Annotated in this window: 15 protein-coding genes and 1 other RNA gene; 13 read left to right on the top strand and 3 right to left on the bottom strand. The window is 69.7% G+C overall.

Features of this window, described 5'->3' with window-relative positions; all coding sequences use genetic code 11:
• Positions 1 to 36: 36 nt before the first annotated feature.
• Together WAF18_RS04845 and WAF18_RS04840 are read left to right on the top strand one after the other, a co-directional pair.
• Positions 37 to 1548, top strand: coding sequence for an amidase (locus WAF18_RS04845; RefSeq protein WP_337244130.1), 1512 nt, complete (start codon positions 37 to 39; stop codon positions 1546 to 1548).
• Positions 1549 to 1660: 112 nt separating this feature from the next.
• Positions 1661 to 4645: a TonB-dependent receptor gene (locus WAF18_RS04840; RefSeq protein ID WP_337244129.1), complete on the top strand. Its 2985-nt coding sequence runs from the start codon at positions 1661 to 1663 to the stop codon at positions 4643 to 4645.
• 656 nt (positions 4646 to 5301) lie between these two features.
• Here WAF18_RS04840 and WAF18_RS04835 read toward each other — a convergent pair.
• Positions 5302 to 6162, bottom strand: a complete 861-nt coding sequence (locus tag WAF18_RS04835; protein ID WP_337244128.1) for a YicC/YloC family endoribonuclease — start codon at positions 6160 to 6162, stop codon at positions 5302 to 5304.
• Between the two features lie 129 nt (positions 6163 to 6291).
• Here WAF18_RS04835 and rph point away from each other — a divergent pair, with 129 nt between their 5' ends.
• The 4 genes from rph to pepQ all read left to right on the top strand — a co-directional run bounded on the left by rph (position 6292) and on the right by pepQ (position 10274).
• Positions 6292 to 7020, top strand: a complete 729-nt coding sequence (gene rph, locus WAF18_RS04830) for a ribonuclease PH (protein ID WP_337244127.1) — start codon at positions 6292 to 6294, stop codon at positions 7018 to 7020.
• A 1-nt stretch (position 7021) separates the two neighbouring features.
• Positions 7022 to 7636, top strand: coding sequence for an RdgB/HAM1 family non-canonical purine NTP pyrophosphatase (gene rdgB / locus WAF18_RS04825; protein ID WP_337244126.1), 615 nt, complete (start codon positions 7022 to 7024; stop codon positions 7634 to 7636).
• A 64-nt stretch (positions 7637 to 7700) separates the two neighbouring features.
• Positions 7701 to 8855 (top strand): radical SAM family heme chaperone HemW, encoded by a 1155-nt coding sequence (gene hemW / locus WAF18_RS04820; protein ID WP_337244125.1) that lies wholly within the window; start codon positions 7701 to 7703, stop codon positions 8853 to 8855.
• Between the two features lie 69 nt (positions 8856 to 8924).
• On the top strand, positions 8925 to 10274 hold the full coding sequence (gene pepQ / locus WAF18_RS04815) for a Xaa-Pro dipeptidase (RefSeq protein ID WP_337244124.1): 1350 nt from the start codon (positions 8925 to 8927) through the stop codon (positions 10272 to 10274).
• A 171-nt stretch (positions 10275 to 10445) separates the two neighbouring features.
• Here pepQ and WAF18_RS04810 read toward each other — a convergent pair whose 3' ends face one another.
• Together WAF18_RS04810 and WAF18_RS04805 are read right to left on the bottom strand one after the other, a co-directional pair.
• Positions 10446 to 11756 carry an aminopeptidase P N-terminal domain-containing protein gene (locus WAF18_RS04810; RefSeq protein WP_337244123.1) on the bottom strand — a complete coding sequence of 437 codons (1311 nt, stop codon included), beginning with the start codon at positions 11754 to 11756 and terminating at the stop codon, positions 10446 to 10448.
• A gap of 13 nt (positions 11757 to 11769) precedes the next feature.
• The gene (locus WAF18_RS04805) at positions 11770 to 12381 is read right to left on the bottom strand and encodes a UPF0149 family protein (protein WP_337244122.1); all 612 of its coding nucleotides are present in this window, start codon (positions 12379 to 12381) and stop codon (positions 11770 to 11772) included.
• Positions 12382 to 12448: 67 nt separating this feature from the next.
• On the opposite strand from WAF18_RS04805, the gene WAF18_RS04800 reads away from it, so the two are divergent.
• From WAF18_RS04800 to rpiA, 7 genes are all read left to right on the top strand, one after another.
• Positions 12449 to 14644, top strand: a complete 2196-nt coding sequence (locus tag WAF18_RS04800) for an EAL domain-containing protein (protein WP_337244121.1) — start codon at positions 12449 to 12451, stop codon at positions 14642 to 14644.
• Positions 14645 to 14688: 44 nt separating this feature from the next.
• A complete protein-coding gene (locus WAF18_RS04795) occupies positions 14689 to 14910 on the top strand; it encodes a TIGR02449 family protein (RefSeq protein WP_241945337.1) in 222 nt (73 codons plus the stop codon).
• Positions 14907 to 15206 carry a cell division protein ZapA gene (locus WAF18_RS04790; RefSeq protein ID WP_337244120.1) on the top strand — a complete coding sequence of 100 codons (300 nt, stop codon included), beginning with the start codon at positions 14907 to 14909 and terminating at the stop codon, positions 15204 to 15206. The genes WAF18_RS04795 and WAF18_RS04790 overlap by 4 nt, the downstream gene beginning before the upstream one ends.
• Positions 15207 to 15357: 151 nt before the next feature.
• Positions 15358 to 15542, top strand: a non-coding RNA gene (gene ssrS, locus WAF18_RS04785) — 6S RNA.
• 54 nt (positions 15543 to 15596) lie between these two features.
• Positions 15597 to 16190, top strand: coding sequence for a 5-formyltetrahydrofolate cyclo-ligase (locus WAF18_RS04780; protein WP_337244119.1), 594 nt, complete (start codon positions 15597 to 15599; stop codon positions 16188 to 16190).
• A 9-nt stretch (positions 16191 to 16199) separates the two neighbouring features.
• Positions 16200 to 16679 (top strand): EVE domain-containing protein, encoded by a 480-nt coding sequence (locus tag WAF18_RS04775; RefSeq protein ID WP_337244118.1) that lies wholly within the window; start codon positions 16200 to 16202, stop codon positions 16677 to 16679.
• Entirely contained in the window at positions 16676 to 17323 is a 648-nt protein-coding gene (rpiA, locus tag WAF18_RS04770) for a ribose-5-phosphate isomerase RpiA (protein WP_337244117.1), read from the top strand. The genes WAF18_RS04775 and rpiA overlap by 4 nt, the downstream gene beginning before the upstream one ends.
• The last annotated feature ends 6 nt before the right edge of the window (positions 17324 to 17329 follow it).

Genomic DNA, 17329 nt, shown 5'->3' with positions numbered 1-17329 from the left:
GCTTGCATGCCAGTGACACGGCGCACGGCATTGAAGATGGGGGCCGCCGCAGTGGCGGCGTATGCGGCAGGCGGTGTCGGCACCGTGTTCGCACGACCGCGCGAGGACGTGCTGGACCTGTCCGCCGTGGATCTCGCGGCGGCGATCCGCAAGCGCAGCGTCTCCGCACGCGAGACGATGACCGCCTACCTCGCACGGCTGTCGACGCTCAATCCGCGCTTCAACGCCATCGTCTCGTCGGTCGATCCCGAGCTGTTGATGCGCCAAGCCGCGGCGCAGGACGAAGACGCTGCGAAGGGCCGCTTCCACGGCCCGTTGCACGGGTTCCCGCATGCAGTGAAGGACACCGCACCGGTGCGCGGCATGCGCAGCACGCAAGGCTCGCCGCTGCTGCGCGACAACGTGCCTGCGTCCGATTCGCTGGTGGTGTCGCGGATGCGCAACGCCGGTGCGATCTTCACCGGCAAGACCAACGTGCCGGAATTCGCGCTCGGCTCGCACAGCTACAACCCGATATTCGGCGTGACCCGCAACGCCTACGACCCGCGCAAGTCGGCCGGCGGCAGTTCCGGCGGCAGCGCCGTGGCGCTCGCGCTGCGGATGACGCCGCTGGGCGACGGCAGCGATTTCGGCGGCTCGCTGCGCAACCCGGCAGGCTGGAACAACGTGTTCGGCTTCCGGCCGTCGTTCGGGCGTGTGCCCTCCGCGCCGTCCAGTGATGTCTTCAGTCAGACCTACGCCACCTCCGGACCGATGGCGCGCACCGTGGCCGACCTCGCGCTGATGCTCTCGGTCCAGGCCGGCGCGGATCCCCGTGCACCGTTTTCGCTCAAGGACGATCCGGCGATCTTCGCCCAGCCGCTGGCGCGCGACTGGACTGGCCGGCGGATCGGTTGGCTGGGCGATCTGGGCGGCGCACTGCCGATGGAAGCCGGTCTGCTCGAGGCCTGCGAGCGCGCGCTCTCGGCGTTCCAGGCCATCGGCATGCGCGTGGACGCGGCCACGCTCGGGGAGCCGGCCGAGGCGATGTGGCGCACCGCCGTGACCCTGCGCCACCTGTCGGTAGGCGACGACCTGCGTGCCTACGCCACCGATCCGGCCAAGCGCGCCTTGATGAAACCCGAGGCGCTATGGGAGGTCGAGGGCTTCCAGCAGCTGACGCCCGAGCGCATCGCCGATGCGCAGGCCGGACGTACGCGGATCTACGAAGCCTTCCGCAAGGCGTTCGAGCAATTCGACTTCCTGGTGTTGCCCACCGCGCAGGTGTTCCCGTTCGATATCGAGCAGCACTGGCCGCGCGAGATTGCTGGCACGCCCATGGACAGCTATCACCGCTGGATGGAAGTGACGCTGCCGGCAACGATGGCGGGTCTGCCGGCGCTGGCCGTACCGGCCGGTTTCGGCGGACCCGACGACCTGCCGCTCGGCCTGCAGATCATCGGGCCCACGCATGCCGACCTGGCCGTGCTGCAGGTCGCGCATGCCTACGAGCAAGCCTCGCCGTGGATCGCGGCGCGTCGCCCGCCCGCACTGAACACGGACGCCTGACCAATTGCCGGGCCCGGGATTCCCGGGCCCGCACGCGCGCGTTGCCGGAAACCGCACGCTCGTTCGACATTCCAATCAGCGGCTCGCGCCCGAGCCGAACCCGAGGAAGGCCATGCCACGTTCGAACCGCCTGCGATCCAGCCTCATCCATGCTGCCATCCTCGCCGCACTGTCGGCCTTGTCGGCCCCGATCGCCATCGCGGCCGAACCCCGTCAGGTGGAGGTCGCCGCCGGCGACCTGGCCGATGCGCTGGACGCGCTGGCCAGACAGTTCGACGTCAATGCGATCTATCCGGCGCGCCAGGTCCGGGGCCTGCGCACCGAAGGCGTCAGCGGGCTACTCGAGCCGCGCGCTGCATTCGAGGCCTTGCTCGACGGCACCTCACTGGACGTCACCGAAGAGAACGGATCGATCCTGATCCGATTGCCCGACGATGGCACCGCGACGCCCGGCGCGGCCATCGGCGCCACGTCCGGCAATGCCGCAACCAATCTCGACACGGTCCAGGTCCGGGCCTCGTCCTCGCGGCTCGACCGCCCGGGTTTCGACGCGCCCACGCCGACCACGAGCCTCAGCGCACAGGACCTGGCCGTCGGTGGGCGGCCCAATATCGCCGCGGCGTTGAACGATCTGCCGCAGTTTCGCGCCGGCGTCTCGCCGCAGACCACCGGCACCAATACCGATGCCGGTTCGGCGCCGGTCGACCTGCGCGCGCTCGGCGTCAACCGCACCCTGGTGCTGATCGACGGCCGCCGCTTCTCCAGCACCAACGACCTCAACACCATTCCTTCGGTCATGGTGCAGGGCGCGGACATCGTCACCGGCGGCGCGTCGGCCGCATGGGGCTCGGGCGCGGTCAGCGGCGTGGTCAACATCGCCATCGACCGGACCTTCGTCGGCACCAAGCTCGGCACGCAGTTCGGCGTCTCCGACCGCGGCGACGCCAGCGAACGGCGCTTCGAAGCGGCCTTCGGTCGCGAGTTGTTCGGTGGCCGCGGCCACCTGGTGCTGGGCGCCGAATTCCTCGACAACGATGGCCTGGTGCCCAGATCGCGCCGGCCGGACGTCGCCGGCTGGGCGACGTTGCCCGACGGCAACGGCCGCTTCGTGCTCACCCACGGCGTGTCGATCGCCGACGCTGCCTACGGCGGCCTGATCCTGTCGGGCGCGCTCGCCGGCCAGGCCTTCGAGCCGGACGGATCCTTGCGTCCGTTCGAGTACGGGCGCGTGGTCGGCGGCACACAGATGGTCGGCGGCAACGGCCCGAGCGCGGACCACTTCAGCCCGCTGGTCACCCCGCAGCGCCGCTACGCAACGATGGGCACCGCCTACTTCGACCTGACCGATGACACCCGGCTCACCCTCGATGTCCGGCATTCGCGGATGTACAACGATTACCCGTGGTTCGGCGACCACAACCGCGGCAGCACCCGCCTGCGGATCTCGGCCGACAACGCGTTCCTGCCCACACCGGTACGCGATGCGCTGGCCGCGGCCGGCGAGTCGTCGTTCCAGATGGGACGGTTCAATTCCGACTTCGCGTACGCGACGATCGATTTCCAGCGCAAGACCACCGAAGCCACGCTGGCGATCGACGGCGCACTCGGTGCTGGCTGGACCTGGCGCTCGTACTACACGCATGGCGAGTACCGTCAGGACATGCGCAATCCCGGCTTCTTGCTGCGCGACAACTACGCACGCGCAGTCGATTCGGTGCTCAGTCCCACGACCGGCCAGCCGATCTGTCGCGTGGCCCTGACCGATCCGACCACCGACTGCGTGCCGATCAACCTGTTCGGCAGCGGGTCGCCGTCCGCCGAGGCCATCGCCTACGTCACCGGCGCGCCCACGCAGGAGACCCTGATCAAGCTCGATGCCGGCGGCCTCAGCCTGCAGGGCGACCCGTGGACCCTGCCTGCTGGCGACGTCTCGGTCGCGCTCGGCGTGGAGGCGCGTCGGGAATGGCAGCAGAGCACCGCGGGCGCACTCGACACAGCCGGTGCGTTCCGCTCGTTCAGCCATGCGTCGATGTTCGGCGCATTCCGCGTCAAGGAAGCCTTCGGCGAGATTCTGGTGCCGCTGGTGCGCGACGTGCCCGGCCTCAACAAGCTCGAGTTCAATGCTGCCGCGCGGATCAGCGACTACGACACCACCGGTTCGATCTGGTCCTGGAAGGCCGGCGCGACCAACGAGTTCCTGCCGGGGCTGCGTGCACGCGCCACGCGCTCGCGCGACATCCGCTCGGCCAACCTCACCGAGCTGTTCACCACTGCGCTGACCGGCTGGAACAACGTTGCCGACCCCATCACCGGACAGACCGTACAGGCCCAGGTCATCAGCGGCGGCAATCCCGGCCTGACCCCGGAAGAGGCCGACACCACGACCTTCGGCATCGCCTGGACGCCGCAGTTCACCGAAGGTCTGGACATCTCGATCGACTACTTCGACATCACCATCAACGACGTGATCATGTCGCTGGGCGTGCAGGAAGTAGTCAACCGCTGCGCCCGCGGCAACCAGGTGCTGTGCGGCCGCATCACCCGCGATGCGAATGGCAGCATCGAGCTGATCCGCTCCACGCCGGTCAATCTCGCCCAGTACAAGACCGATGGCATCGACGCCGAGATCCTCTACACCTTTCCCGCCTCACGGCTCGTGCCCTCGGCCGGCGGGCGGGTGCAGTGGCGCGCGCTGGCGACCTGGATCAATGCGCTGACGACCGACGATGGCGAGGTCAAGCTGAGCTACGTCGGCTCCCAGGGCTCGGCGTTCTCGGGCCCCGGCATCCCGCGGCTGCGCGTGACCAACACCCTCGCCTATCGCGGTGACACCTTCGGCGCCAACCTGCGGGCCCGCTACATCTCATCGGGCAACTACAACTCGGCCGTCGACATCGTCAACAACCACATCGGCAGCGTCACGTACTTCGACTTGGGCATGAGCATGCGGACCGCGGCCTTCGCCGACTCGGACCTGGAGCTCTACGCCAACATCAACAACCTGCTCGACAAGGGCCCGCCCGCCTCGTCGGCATTCTCGGCCTACTACGACGTGCTGGGGCGCTACTACTCGGTCGGCGCGCGTCTGCGGTTCTGAGGCGCGCCGGCACGGGCGCCTTCGCTCGAGCATCCGGGACAGACACGCAAATCCAGGACATCGCGTCCTGGGTTTTCGTTTTTTTTGGGAACAGGCATCAGCGCGAGCGTCTGCCCCCTCCCCGGCCCTCCCCCGCAGGCGGGGGGGAGGGAGAGGAGCGCGGGCGGCGGCAAAGGAAGCTGCATGCGCCCACTCCGGCCGACAGCGGTGAGCTGCAATCGCTCCCTCTCCCGCGCGCGGGGAAGGGTTGTCTTCGGGATATGTCTGGGCATGGGAGGCTCCCTCCCCCGCCTGCGGGGGAGGGTTTGCAGCGGCCCCGCGCCGGTCTCGAACTCACCCCTCCCTCCCCCGCGCGCGGGGGAGGGTTGCGATTTGGGCGCTGCGCCAGGTGGGCCTTACGCTCCCTCCCCCGCGCGCGGGGGAGGGCTGGGGTGGGGGCGCTTTCGGTTGCATGAAAAGCCCAGGACATCGCGCCTGGGTTTTTCGCTTTGGGAACAAGCGTTCGCGCGAGCGTCCGCCCCCGCACCGGCCCTCCCCGCAAGTGTGGAGGGAGAGGAGCGCGGGCGGCGGCACGGCGCGCACCTGCGATCCAGTCCGATAAACAGTACGCAGCGATTGATTCTGCGGTGTGCGAAAGGCATGCGCCTTTCGGCGCCCTACTCGATGTTCTGCACCTGCTCGCGGATCTGGTCGATCAGCACTTTCAACTCGATCGCGGCCTGAGAACTGCGCTTGTCGACCGACTTGGAGCCAAGCGTGTTGGCTTCGCGGTTGAATTCCTGCAGCAGGAAATCCAGCCGCCGCCCCACCGGCTCGCGCTGCGCGAACACGCGGCGGATCTCGTCGACATGGCTGTCGAGCCGGTCGAGTTCCTCGTCGACGTCGAGCTTCTGCAGCCACAGCACCAGTTCCTGCTCCATCCGCCCCGGATCGACCGGCTGGGCCAGGTCGTCGAGCCGCGCCTGCAGCTTGGCGCGCTGGCCTTCGCGGATGGCCGGCATCAGCGTGCGGACCTGGGCGGCGATCGCGGCGATGCCGTCGACCCGTTCCAGTGTCGCGGCGACGAGCTTGGCGCCCTCGCGCTCGCGCGCGGCGATGAAGCCGTCGAGCACCTCGTCGAGCAGCGCCACAACCTCGACCTGCAGCGCCGCCGGGTCCACGCCGCGCGACTGCAACACGCCCGGGAACTGCAGCAGTTCGGTCAGGCTGGCGCGCAGTTCGGGAAAGCCGGTGCGCAGGTCCTGCGCCAGTTGGCCGAGTTGATCGAGCAGCGCGCGGTTGAGCTGCAGCTCGCCGCCGCCCTCGACCGGACGCAGGCGCAGGCCCAGATCCAGCTTGCCGCGCGACACGCGGGCGGCGATGCGCTCGCGCAGCACCGGTTCCAGCGCCCGCAGCTCTTCGGGCATCCGCGTGCCCAGTTCCAAGAACCGGTGGTTGACCGCGCGCAACTCGCAGCTCAGCGTGCCCCAGGGCGTGGTGCGTTCGCCCGAGGCGAAGGCGGTCATGCTGCGGATCATGGCGGTCCCGAAATCAAGCGCGATGGAGCGCGGCAGTATGCCTGAAGGCCGCTGGCGCCGAGCCGATACGACCAGCCACCCACCGGCCGGCTGCTAGAATCGCCCCCCGTTTTCCTGCAGCGACCCGACATGTCCGATTCTTCTCGCCCGAGCGGCCGCGCGCCCGACCAACTGCGCGAGGTGCGCTTCGAGCGCGGCTTCACCCGTCATGCCGAGGGGTCGGTGCTGGTGAGCTTCGGCGACACGCGTGTGCTGTGCACCGCCAGCGTCGAGAACCGGGTGCCCGCGTTCCTGCGCGGCAAGGGCGAGGGCTGGGTCACCGCCGAGTACGGCATGCTCCCGCGCGCCACCAACACCCGCAACGACCGCGAGGCTGCGCGCGGCAAGCAGGGCGGGCGGACGCTGGAGATCCAGCGCCTGATCGGCCGCAGCCTGCGCGCCTGCGTCGACCGCCGCGCGCTGGGCGAACGCACGATCACCCTCGACTGCGACGTACTGCAGGCCGACGGCGGCACCCGCACCGCCGCGATCACCGGCGCCTATGTCGCGCTGGTCGATGCGATCCGCGTGCTGCAGGCGCGTCGGGAGCTCGGTCGCGATCCGGTCCACGGCGCGATCGCCGCGGTCTCGGTCGGCGTCTACCGCGGCGTGCCGGTGCTCGACCTCGACTACGCCGAGGACAGCGACTGCGACACCGACATGAATGTGGTGATGAACGACGGCGGCGGCTTCATCGAGATCCAGGGCACGGCCGAGGGCCATGCGTTCCGCCGCGCCGAGATGGACGCGATGCTGGGCCTGGCCGAGGCCGGCGTGGCCGAGCTGGTCGCGCTGCAGCGCGCGGCGTTGGCGCGCTGACGTGGACACGTCCACGCGCACGCGCCTGGTGCTGGCCAGCGGCAATGCCGGCAAGCTGACCGAGCTGCAGGCGATGCTCGCCGACCTGCCACTGGAGATCGTGGCCCAGCGCGCACTGGGTGTGGACGACGTGCCCGAGACCGGCACCACCTTCGTCGAGAACGCGCTGATCAAGGCTCGCCACGCCAGTGCCACCACCGGACTGCCCGCGCTGGCCGACGACTCGGGTCTGATCGTCGATGCGCTCGGCGGCGCGCCCGGCCTCTATAGTGCGCGCTATGCCGGCACGCCAACCGATGACGCCGCCAACAACGCCAAGCTGCTCGAGGCGCTACGCGACGTGCCCGAGGACCGGCGCACGGCGCGCTTCTACGCGGTGATCGTGGTGCTGCGCCATGCCGACGATCCGCAGCCGCTGATCGCCGAGGGCGCCTGGGAGGGCCGCATCCTCGAAAGCCCGCGCGGCCAGCACGGATTCGGCTACAACCCGGTGTTTCTCGACCCCCAGCACGGCCTGACCGCCGCGGAGATGGCGCCCGAACTGAAGAACCGCCTCAGCCACCGCGCCCGCGCGCTCCAGGCACTGCGTCAGCGCCTGACCGGCCTGGCATCCTGATCCCTCCTGGCGGGCCCGCCCGCCCCTGGTGTCGGGCCACCCGGCCCCTCCACTCTTCCGGCCGATGCTGATTCCCCCGCCCCTGTCGTTGTACGTGCACCTGCCCTGGTGCGTGCGCAAATGCCCGTACTGCGACTTCAACTCGCACGAGCAACGCGGTGCGCTGCCGTTCGATGCCTATGTCGACGCGCTGCTGGCCGACCTCGACCAGGACTTGCCGTTGGTGTGGGGCCGCACGGTGCACAGCGTGTTCTTCGGCGGCGGCACGCCGAGCCTGTTCCCGGCCGACGCGATCGACCGGCTGCTGCAAGGCGCCTCCTCGCGGCTGCGCTTCGCCCCGGGCGCGGAGATCACCCTGGAAACCAACCCCGGCACCGCCGAGCACGGCCGCTTCGAGGACTACCGCCGCGCCGGCGTGAACCGGATCAGCTTCGGCATCCAGAGCTTCGACGATGGCTGCCTGCAGCGCCTGGGCCGGATCCACGACAGCGCGCAGGCGCTGGCGGCGGTCGCGCTGGCGCGCGAAGCGGGGTTCGACAACGTCAACCTCGATCTGATGTACGCGCTGCCGGGCCAGACACTGGCGATGGCCGAGGACGACATCGCGCGCGCGATCGCGCTGGCGCCGGCGCACATCTCGCACTACCAGCTCACGCTCGAACCCAACACCGTCTACGCCGCGCGCCCGCCGCAGGACCTGCCCGACGAGGACCTGGCCTGGGACATGCAGGAACGCTGCCAGGCGCGGCTCGCCGACGCGGGCTACGCGCAGTACGAGATCTCGGCCTACGCGCGGCCCGGCCGGCAATGCGCCCACAACCTCAATTACTGGCGCTTCGGCGACTACCTGGGCATCGGCGCCGGGGCCCACGGCAAGCTTACGCTGGGCAGCGAGCAGACGATCGCGCGCCGCTGGAAGCACAAGCACCCCACGGCCTGGCTGGCGACCGCCGGCACGCCGGACTCGATCGGTGGCGACGAGCGCATCGCCGAGGCGCGCCGGCCGTTCGAGTACATGCTCAACGCGCTGCGCTTGGTCGAGGGCTTCACGCTGCACGATTTCGAGGCCTGCACCGGCCTGCCGGCATCGGCGATCGCCGCCCCGCTGCAGGCCGCGTTCGACGCCGGCTGGCTGCACGACGACGGCGTCCGCATCGTGCCGACCGCGCTCGGCCATCGCTTCGCCAACGACGTGGTGTCGCTGTTCCTGGAAGACTGAGCCGCCCGCCCCCAGGCTTGGGGGCGCTTGCGGCAGAATAGGCGTTCACGCTTTTCCCGCAGGATCGAGATGTCCACCACTTCCGTGCCGTCCGCTGCCGACCTCTACGCCGACCACCTCGCGACGCTGTCCCAGCGCACGCACACCGCGCTCGAGCGCGCAGGCCTCGACCACCTGGTGATCCCCAGCGGCACGCTGCACTACCAGGTCTTCGACGACCGCGACTACCCTTACGCGGTCAACCCGCAGTTCAAGGCCTGGGTGCCGCTGACCCGCAACCCAGGCAGCTGGCTGGTGGTGACGCCCGGCGCGAAGCCGAAGCTGATCTACCTGCAGCCGCGCGACTACTGGCACGTCGTGCCCGAGGCGCCCTCCGGTTACTGGGTGGCGCACTTCGATATCGTCGTCATCCGCAACCCGGAAGACGCCCAGCAGCACCTGCCCAAGAATGCCGCGCGCTGCGCGATCCTCGGTGAGCCGCAGAGCGCGCTCGGCCAGTACGGCGCCTACCGCCCGAACAATCCGCAGGCAGTGATCGACCATCTCGACTACCACCGCGCGTTCAAGACGCCCTACGAGATCGCGATGTTGCGCGAGGCCACGCGCATCGCGGTCGGCGCCCACCAGGCCGCCGAGCGCGCATTCCGCGCCGGCGCCAGCGAGTTCGGCATCCACCTGGCCTACTGCCAGGCCGCCGGCCAGGACGCCAACGAACTGCCGTACCACAACATCGTCGCGCTCAACGAACACGCCGCGGTGCTGCACTACACCGAACTCGGCCGTCTGGCGCCCGACCCGGTGCACAGCTTCCTGATCGACGCAGGCGCCAGCCATGCCGGCTACGCGGCCGACATCACCCGCAGCTACGCGCGCGACACCGACAGCGAGTTCCAGGCGATGATCGATGCCGTCGACCGTGCGCAGCGGGCGATGTGCGCGCAGGTGCGCAGCGGCTTCGACTACAAGCAGTTGCATCTGGACGCGCACTTGGCGCTGTCGGGCGTGCTGCGCGACTTCGGCGTGCTGCGCGTCTCGCCCGAGGAAGCACTGGAGACCGGCGTCAGCGCCGCCTTTTTCCCGCACGGCATCGGCCACGGCATCGGCCTGCAGGTGCACGACGTCGCAGGCTTCGCGGCCTCGGAGACCGGTGGCACCATCGCCAAGCCCGACGGCCATCCCTACCTGCGGCTGACTCGCACGCTGGCGCCGGGCATGGTGGTCACGATCGAGCCGGGCGTGTACTTCGTCGACATGCTGCTCGAGGACCTCAAGGCCGCGGGCAAGGGCGATGCGGTCGACTGGGACCGGGTCGAGACGTTCCGCCCCTACGGCGGCATCCGTATCGAGGACAACGTGGTGTGCACCGACGATGCCCCGATCAACCTCACGCGCGAGGCGTGGGACGCATCGGCCGAGTAAGCCGCCCCACCCCACCCGTCCGGCCCGGCGCAGCGCACCGGGCGTTCGGTCGGCCCGCGCGGCAGTGCCGCGCAAGCGGATCGCCCTCCCGCGCTGGGAGGGCTTTGTACTGCGGACTGAAGCATTGCCGTCATCGGCATGCGCGCGCGCTGGCCCGAAGCGACTTGGCCGTCAGCGCGCCTGCGCCATGAAGGCTTCGATCTCGTCGGCCGTGCGGGCGAGGCCCGCAGTAAGTACTTCGTGGCCAGCGCGGGTGATCAGCACGTCGTCTTCGGTGCGGATGCCGATGCCGCGCCACTTCGCATCGACCGACGTGTCGTCGGCCGGCACGTAGAGCCCGGGCTCGATCGTGTAGACCATGCCCGGCTCGAGCAGGCGCGACTCGCCCTCGATGCGGTAATCGCCGACATCGTGCACGTCCAGGCCCAACCAGTGCCCGGTCTTGTGCGGGTAATAACGCTTGTAGCGGCCCTCGGCGATGCACGTCTCCAGACGGCCCTTGAGCAGACCCAGCCGCAGCAGGCCTTCGGTCAGCGCCTCGACCGCCGCGTGGTGCCCGGCCTCATAGGGCCTGCCAGGCTGTGCCTTGCTCAGTGCCGCCTGCTGCGCCGCTTCCACGACCTCATGCAGCGCGCGCTGCGCCGCGGTGAAACGGCCGTTGACTGGGAACGTCCGGGTGATGTCGGCGGCATAACCGCGGTACTCCGCCCCCGCGTCGATCAACACCAGGTCGCCGTCGCGCGCCTGCGCGGCATTGGCCCGGTAGTGCAGCACGCAGGCATTGGCGCCCGCACCGACGATGCTCTCGTAGGCCGGCACCGCATCGTGGCGGCGGAACACGTACTCCAGCTCCGCCTGCAGTTCGTACTCGCGCACACCCGGCCGCGCCGCGCGCATCGCCGCAGCGTGCGCCTCGACGCTGATCTTCGCCGCCCGGCGCATCAGCTTCAGCTCGTCGGCGGTCTTGATCAGCCGCATCTCGTCGAGCAGGTGGCCAAGCTCGAGGAACTCGTGCGGCGGCTGCGCGCCCAGCCGTACCTGCGCGCGCACACGGTTGAGCCAGCCGATGAGCTGCAGATCGAATTCGGTGTCGCGCCCGAAGTGGTAGTACACCCGGGTCCTGCCCTCGAGCAGCCCGGGCAGGATCTCGTCGAGATCGTCGATCGGATACGCATCGTCCACGCCCAACGCATCCACCGCGCCGTCGGGACCGACCCGCGGCCCGTCCCAGGCTTCGCGCTCGGCATCGCGCTCACGGCAGAACAGCAGTGCCTCGCCATGCGCACGGCCCGGCACCAGCACCAGCACCGCATCGGGTTCGGCGAATCCGGTCAGGTACCACAGGTCGGAATCCTGACGATACGGAAAGTGGGTATCGCGACTGCGGATGCGCTCAGGCGCCGAGGGCACCACCACGATAGCGTCGTTACCGGCCATCCGCATCAACTGGCGCCGCCGCTTCTGGCAGGCGGCCACGGACATCGCGTCGGCCACGTCAGTTCAACCGGTTGCGATGACGCCGGCCCAGCGCCGCATCGCCGTGCAGCAACAGCACCGCGACGCGCACGAATTCCTCGATCTCGGCGAACGCGTCTTCTTCGGCATCGTCGTCCTCGGCATCGGCCTGCGCGTCGGCCGCCGCGAGCCGCGCGAGATCGGCCAAGGCCTCGGTGCCTTCCTCCGACAGGCCCGGGGCCGCGCCCGCAGCCAGGCCGAAGCCCCCAAGAAACCCGCGGCACCAGTCGAACAGCGCCGCACTGCGCGCCGACAGCGTCGCGTCCTCGTCAGGCAGCACCAGCGCAAACCCGAAACTGCGATCCTCCAGCTGCGCCGCGCTGACCTCGCGCAGCCGGTCGAGCGCGCTGCCGGCCACCGGGGCAGGCAGGGCGTCATCTGCGAGCACCGGGGCCAGCCAGTCGGGCCGTGACGCCCCGCCACCGGCCAGCCAGCCGCAGAGGCTTCCATGCAATTCGCTGGCCCCGATGGCCAACTGCAGACGGCCGGTCTCGGCGTCGATCTCGGCGGGACTGGGCAGGTGTTCGGACACAGGACTCACGAGGGCGGCGAGGGACGGCGCAGTGTAGCAACCGCACCGTCGTCCCCTCATCGCCGCGCTTGTTGTCCCGGCCACGCGATGCCTAAACTCGACGCCGCCCCTCCGGCGCGGAGTCCGCGTGATCGTCCCCAGTTCGTTGCACGTTCCGGTCACTGCATTGCTGACCGCATTGCTGGTGCTGTGCGCGGTGCTGGTGCTCGGACGGCAGCGCCGGCGGGCCCGCCCCCACCCCCGGGACGAGCGGGCGGCGCGGTTGAACTTGGCGCTGTGGGCCACCGGCGAGCGCGACTGGGACTACGACATGGGGTCCGGCGAGGTCCGGCACACCGTGTGCGAGACCGACCCGCACGGCGAGGCCGCGGTCGAACACGTGGTGCCGATCGATGCGCTGCTGCACCCCGAGGACCGCCCGCGCGCCCGCGAGGCGCTGGCGCGCTATATCGCGGGCGATGGCGGCGGCCAGTTGCAACTGCAGGTGCGCGTCGCCATCGACGGCGGCGACTGGCGCTGGGTCCGCGTGCGCGGCCGCGCGGTCGGCCGTGACCGCGACGGCGCAATCTCGCGCATCGCCGGTACCGCGCTCGATATCACGGGCACGCGCGCGGCCGAGCGCGAACACCGAATCGCCGCCGAGGTGCTGCGCAGCATGCGCGAGGCGGTCGCGGTCATCGATGCCGGCTTCCGCTACGTCGCGGTCAACCCCGCCTTCCTGCGCATGACCGGCTACACCGAGAACGAGGTGCTGGGCCAGGACGCCCGTCTGCTCGACGACAACCCCGACGACGAGGATGTCTCGCGCCACCTGCGCGAAGAGGCCGCGCGCCACGGCCACTGGAGTGGCGAGTTGCGGCAGCGGCGCAAGGACGGCGAGCAGTTCCTCGCCGCCGTCGAGTGCCGCACCGTCTACGACGCCGACATGGGCCAGCCCCTGCACGTGTTCGTGCTCAACGACATCACCCATCAGAAGCGCGCCGAACAGGAGCTGCGCTACCTGGCCAACTTCGACACGCTCACCAGCCTGCCTAACCGCTCGCTGCTGTCGGAGCGCCTGTCGCGAGCGATCACGCGCGCCCGCGACAACGGCCACCGCATCGCGGTGCTGTTCCTCGACTTGGACCGCTTCAAGGACATCAACGATTCGCTGGGCCATGCCGCCGGCGACCGCATCCTGTGCGCCGCCGCCACCCGGGTGCAGCAAACGGTCGGCATGCACCACACCGTGGCGCGACTGGGCGGCGACGAGTTCACCATCGTCATCGAGAACCTCGACGACGTGCAGGCCGCCGATCGCATGGCGCGCGAGATCATTCATGCCTTCGAGGCGCCGCTGCGCATCGACGACCGGCGGCAGATCACGATCTCGCCGTCGCTGGGCATCAGCGTGTATCCCGACCATGCGCGCGGGGCGATCGAACTGCTCAAGCAGGCCGACATCGCGATGTACCAGGCCAAGGCCGCCGGACGTCGGACCTTCAAGCGCTACGACGATGCGATGGACATCGCCGCCCGCCGACGTACCACGCTGACCGGCGCACTGCGCGAAGTGCTCGACCGCGGCGAACTGCGCCTGGTCATGCAACCGCGTCACGCCCGGGCCCAGGGCGGCATCGCCTGCGTCGAGGCCCTGTTGCGCTGGAACAGCCCGACGCTGGGCGAGATCCCGCCCAGCGAGTTCATCCCGATCGCCGAAGAGAGCGGCCTGATCCACGAGATCGGCGAGTGGGTGCTGCGCGAAGCCTGCCGCACCGTGCTGGACTGGCGCCGCCAGGGGCTGGCCGACATCTCGGTCTCGGTCAATGTCTCGCTGCTGCAACTGCTGCGCGGCGATTTCCCCGGCGTCGTGCGCCGTGTGCTCGAGGACGTCGGATTCCCGCCCCAAGGACTGGAGCTGGAACTGACCGAAAGCGTGCTGATGGCCGACGCCGAACACGCGGCCGCGCGCCTGCAGGCCCTGCGCACGATGGGCGTGTCGCTGGCGATCGACGATTTCGGCACCGGCTACTCGTCGCTCGCCTATCTCAAGCGGCTGCCGATCACCACGATCAAGATCGACAAGGCCTTCGTCGCCGGGCTGCCAGATGACCGGGAAGACGCCGCGATCACCGCCACGGTCATCTCGCTGGCACATGCGCTGGGCCTGCGGGTTGTCGCAGAGGGTGTGGAGACGGAGGCCCAACTGCGCTTCCTGGCCGACCGCCACTGCGACGAACTGCAGGGCTACTGGATCTCGCGGCCCTTGCCACCGGCCCAGTGCCTGGCCTTCGTCCGTGCCCATCCCGCCGGCGCCGCCCCGGCCGCGGACAGCCACCGCTAAGGCGCCGCCTTGACCGGCACCGGGGCGCTGCCTATCGTGCCGACATGGACACGCCCGACGTCATCACCCAGCTCGCCCGCCTGACCGCGCGCGTGGAGACGTTGATCGAGCGCGCCCGTCTGCTCCGCGACGAGAACCGCAGCCTGCGCCAGCAACAGGAAAGCATCGTCGTCGAACGTGCCCAGTTGGTGTCGAAGAACGAACAGGCGCGCTCGCGCGTCGAAGCGATGATCGCGCGCCTCAAATCCCTGGAGCAACACACGTGAGCAGTGCCAGCGAGGCGGTCAGTGTCCGCGTGCTGGACCGCGAGTACACCGTGGGCGTTGCGCCGGGCGAGCGCGACGGCCTGACGGCAGCCGCGCGCCTGGTCGACACCCAGATGCGCGAGATCCGCGGCGCCAACCGCATGGCGGCCGTCGACCGCATCGCCGTGCTCGCGGCGTTGAATTTCGCCCACGAACTGCTGCAACTGCGCCAGACCGGCGGCAGCGACGGCCGCGCGATCGCCGAGGCCATCGCGTCGCTGCATCGCCGGCTCGACGCGTTCGAAGCCGAGCTCTGATCGCGGGCCACCAGGCGCTGGAACGATGGCGGCGCGTTCCTAACCGCGCCTTCTTCGCACCACCGCCACGCGGCTGAACTTGTTCCATCGCCGAACGCACTCGCCGACGAACGGCTGCGCGTATCGGCGTTGCGGCGCTATACTGCGCCTGCGTTCTCTGCCGTGTCCGACAGCGTGCAAAACATTCGCCTTGTCCCTTAAGAACGACACCGGGGATGCAGGAAAACCGGGAGTGCATATCCGCCCTCGAGCGGAAAGCCCAAAGGAATTCCGGCGTTCCCACTTGAACCCCGGGTTCAAGGTCGTTTCGCGTGCATCGACATGTGCGGAGAACGTATTTCTTTTCGCCTGCCGCGTCGCCGGCGCTTTTTCGACGACGAGTCCGGCCGCATGACCGACCGCCCCGCCCTTCGCCGCCGCCTGCGCGACCAGCGCCGCGCGCTGCCAGCCGCGACGCGGATCGCTGCCGCCGAAGGCCTGGCCGCGCAATTGCTCGCCCTGCCCACACTGCCCGCCACCGGCTACGTCGCCGGCTATTGGGCCAGCGACGGCGAGATCGGCCTGCATGTCTTCCAACTCCGTCTTCCACCCGGCCTGGTCTATTGCCTGCCGCTGCTGCACGGCGACACGCTGCGCTTCGCGCCCTGGCGTGCCGGTGATGCGCTGGTGACCAACCGCTACGGCATTCCCGAACCGGACGTCGAGCCGGCCTCGGCGCTCGATGCGCGCGAGATGGCGCTGGTGGTCGCACCGCTGGTCGGCTTCGACGCGCAGGGCCATCGCCTGGGCATGGGCGGCGGCTGGTACGACCGCAGCTTCGCGTTCCGCCGGGCGCAGGGCGCGCCGCCCATGCTGGTCGGCGCCGCCTTCGCCTCGCAGCAGGTCGACGCACTCGATGCCGCCGACTGGGATGTGCCGCTCGACGCGGTCTGCACCGAATCGGCGACCCTGTTTCCATCCTCGCCCCCCGCCCCTGCCGCCTGACGAGACGCGATGAGCACCCGCAAGCGCTATTGGCTGATGAAGTCCGAACCGGAAGACTTCTCGATCGACGACCTCGCCCGCGTCGGCACCGAACCCTGGACCGGCGTTCGCAACTACCAGGCGCGCAACTTCATGCGCGACGGCATGCGGATCGGCGATGCGGTGTTCTTCTACCACTCCAACGCGGCCGTGCCCGGTATCTACGGCATCGCCGAGGTCGCCAGCACCGCCTACCCCGACCCGACGCAGTTCGACGCGTCGTCGAAGTACTACGACGAGAAGGCGAGCCAGGAAGCGCCGCGCTGGTTCCTCGTCGATGTGCGCTACGTGCGCACACTTGCCCACCCCATCACGCTGAGCGAGATCCGCGAGCACGCGGATGCGCTGGGTGAAGAGTTCGCGCTGATCCGCAAGGGCGCGCGCCTGTCCGTGCTGCCGGTCACGGCCGCGCAGTGGAAGCTGTTGTCGTCCCTGGAGAAAAAGCGATGAGCGAAGGCAAGCGTCTGGCCGGCGAGAAGGCGATCGAATACGTCGAGGACGGCATGATCGTCGGCGTCGGCACCGGCTCGACGGTGGCGTTCTTCATCGACGCGCTGGCGAAGATCAAGCACCGCATCGACGGCGCGGTCTCGAGCTCGGATCAGAGCACCGAGCGCCTGCGCCGGCACGGTATCGAGGTGCTGGACCTCAACGCCACCGGCCCGTTGTCGCTGTACGTCGACGGCGCCGACGAGTGCGATCCGGGCAAGCACCTGATCAAGGGCGGTGGCGCGGCGCTGACGCGCGAGAAGATCATCGCCGAGGCCAGCGAGCGCTTCGTCTGCATCATCGACCCGGCCAAGCAGGTGCCAGTGCTGGGCACGTTCCCGCTGCCGGTCGAGGTCATCCCGATGGCCCGTAGCCTCGTCGCCCGCGAGATCCTGGCGACCACCGGCGGTCAGCCGGTCTGGCGCGAAGGGGTGCGTACCGACAACGGCAACTGGGTGCTCGACATCCACGGTCTGGCGATCACCGATCCGGTGGCCCTGGAAGCGCAGCTCAACCAGATCCCGGGCGTGGTCAGCGTTGGCCTGTTCGCGCGTCGCAAGGCCGATGTCGTCATCGTCGGCACCGCGACGCCGACGGTGCTCTGACATCCT

The sequence above is a fragment of the Luteimonas sp. gir genome, from assembly GCF_037198055.1.
GTDB lineage: Bacteria > Pseudomonadota > Gammaproteobacteria > Xanthomonadales > Xanthomonadaceae > Luteimonas > Luteimonas citri_A.
This window is presented reverse-complemented; position numbering and strand designations above follow the sequence as displayed.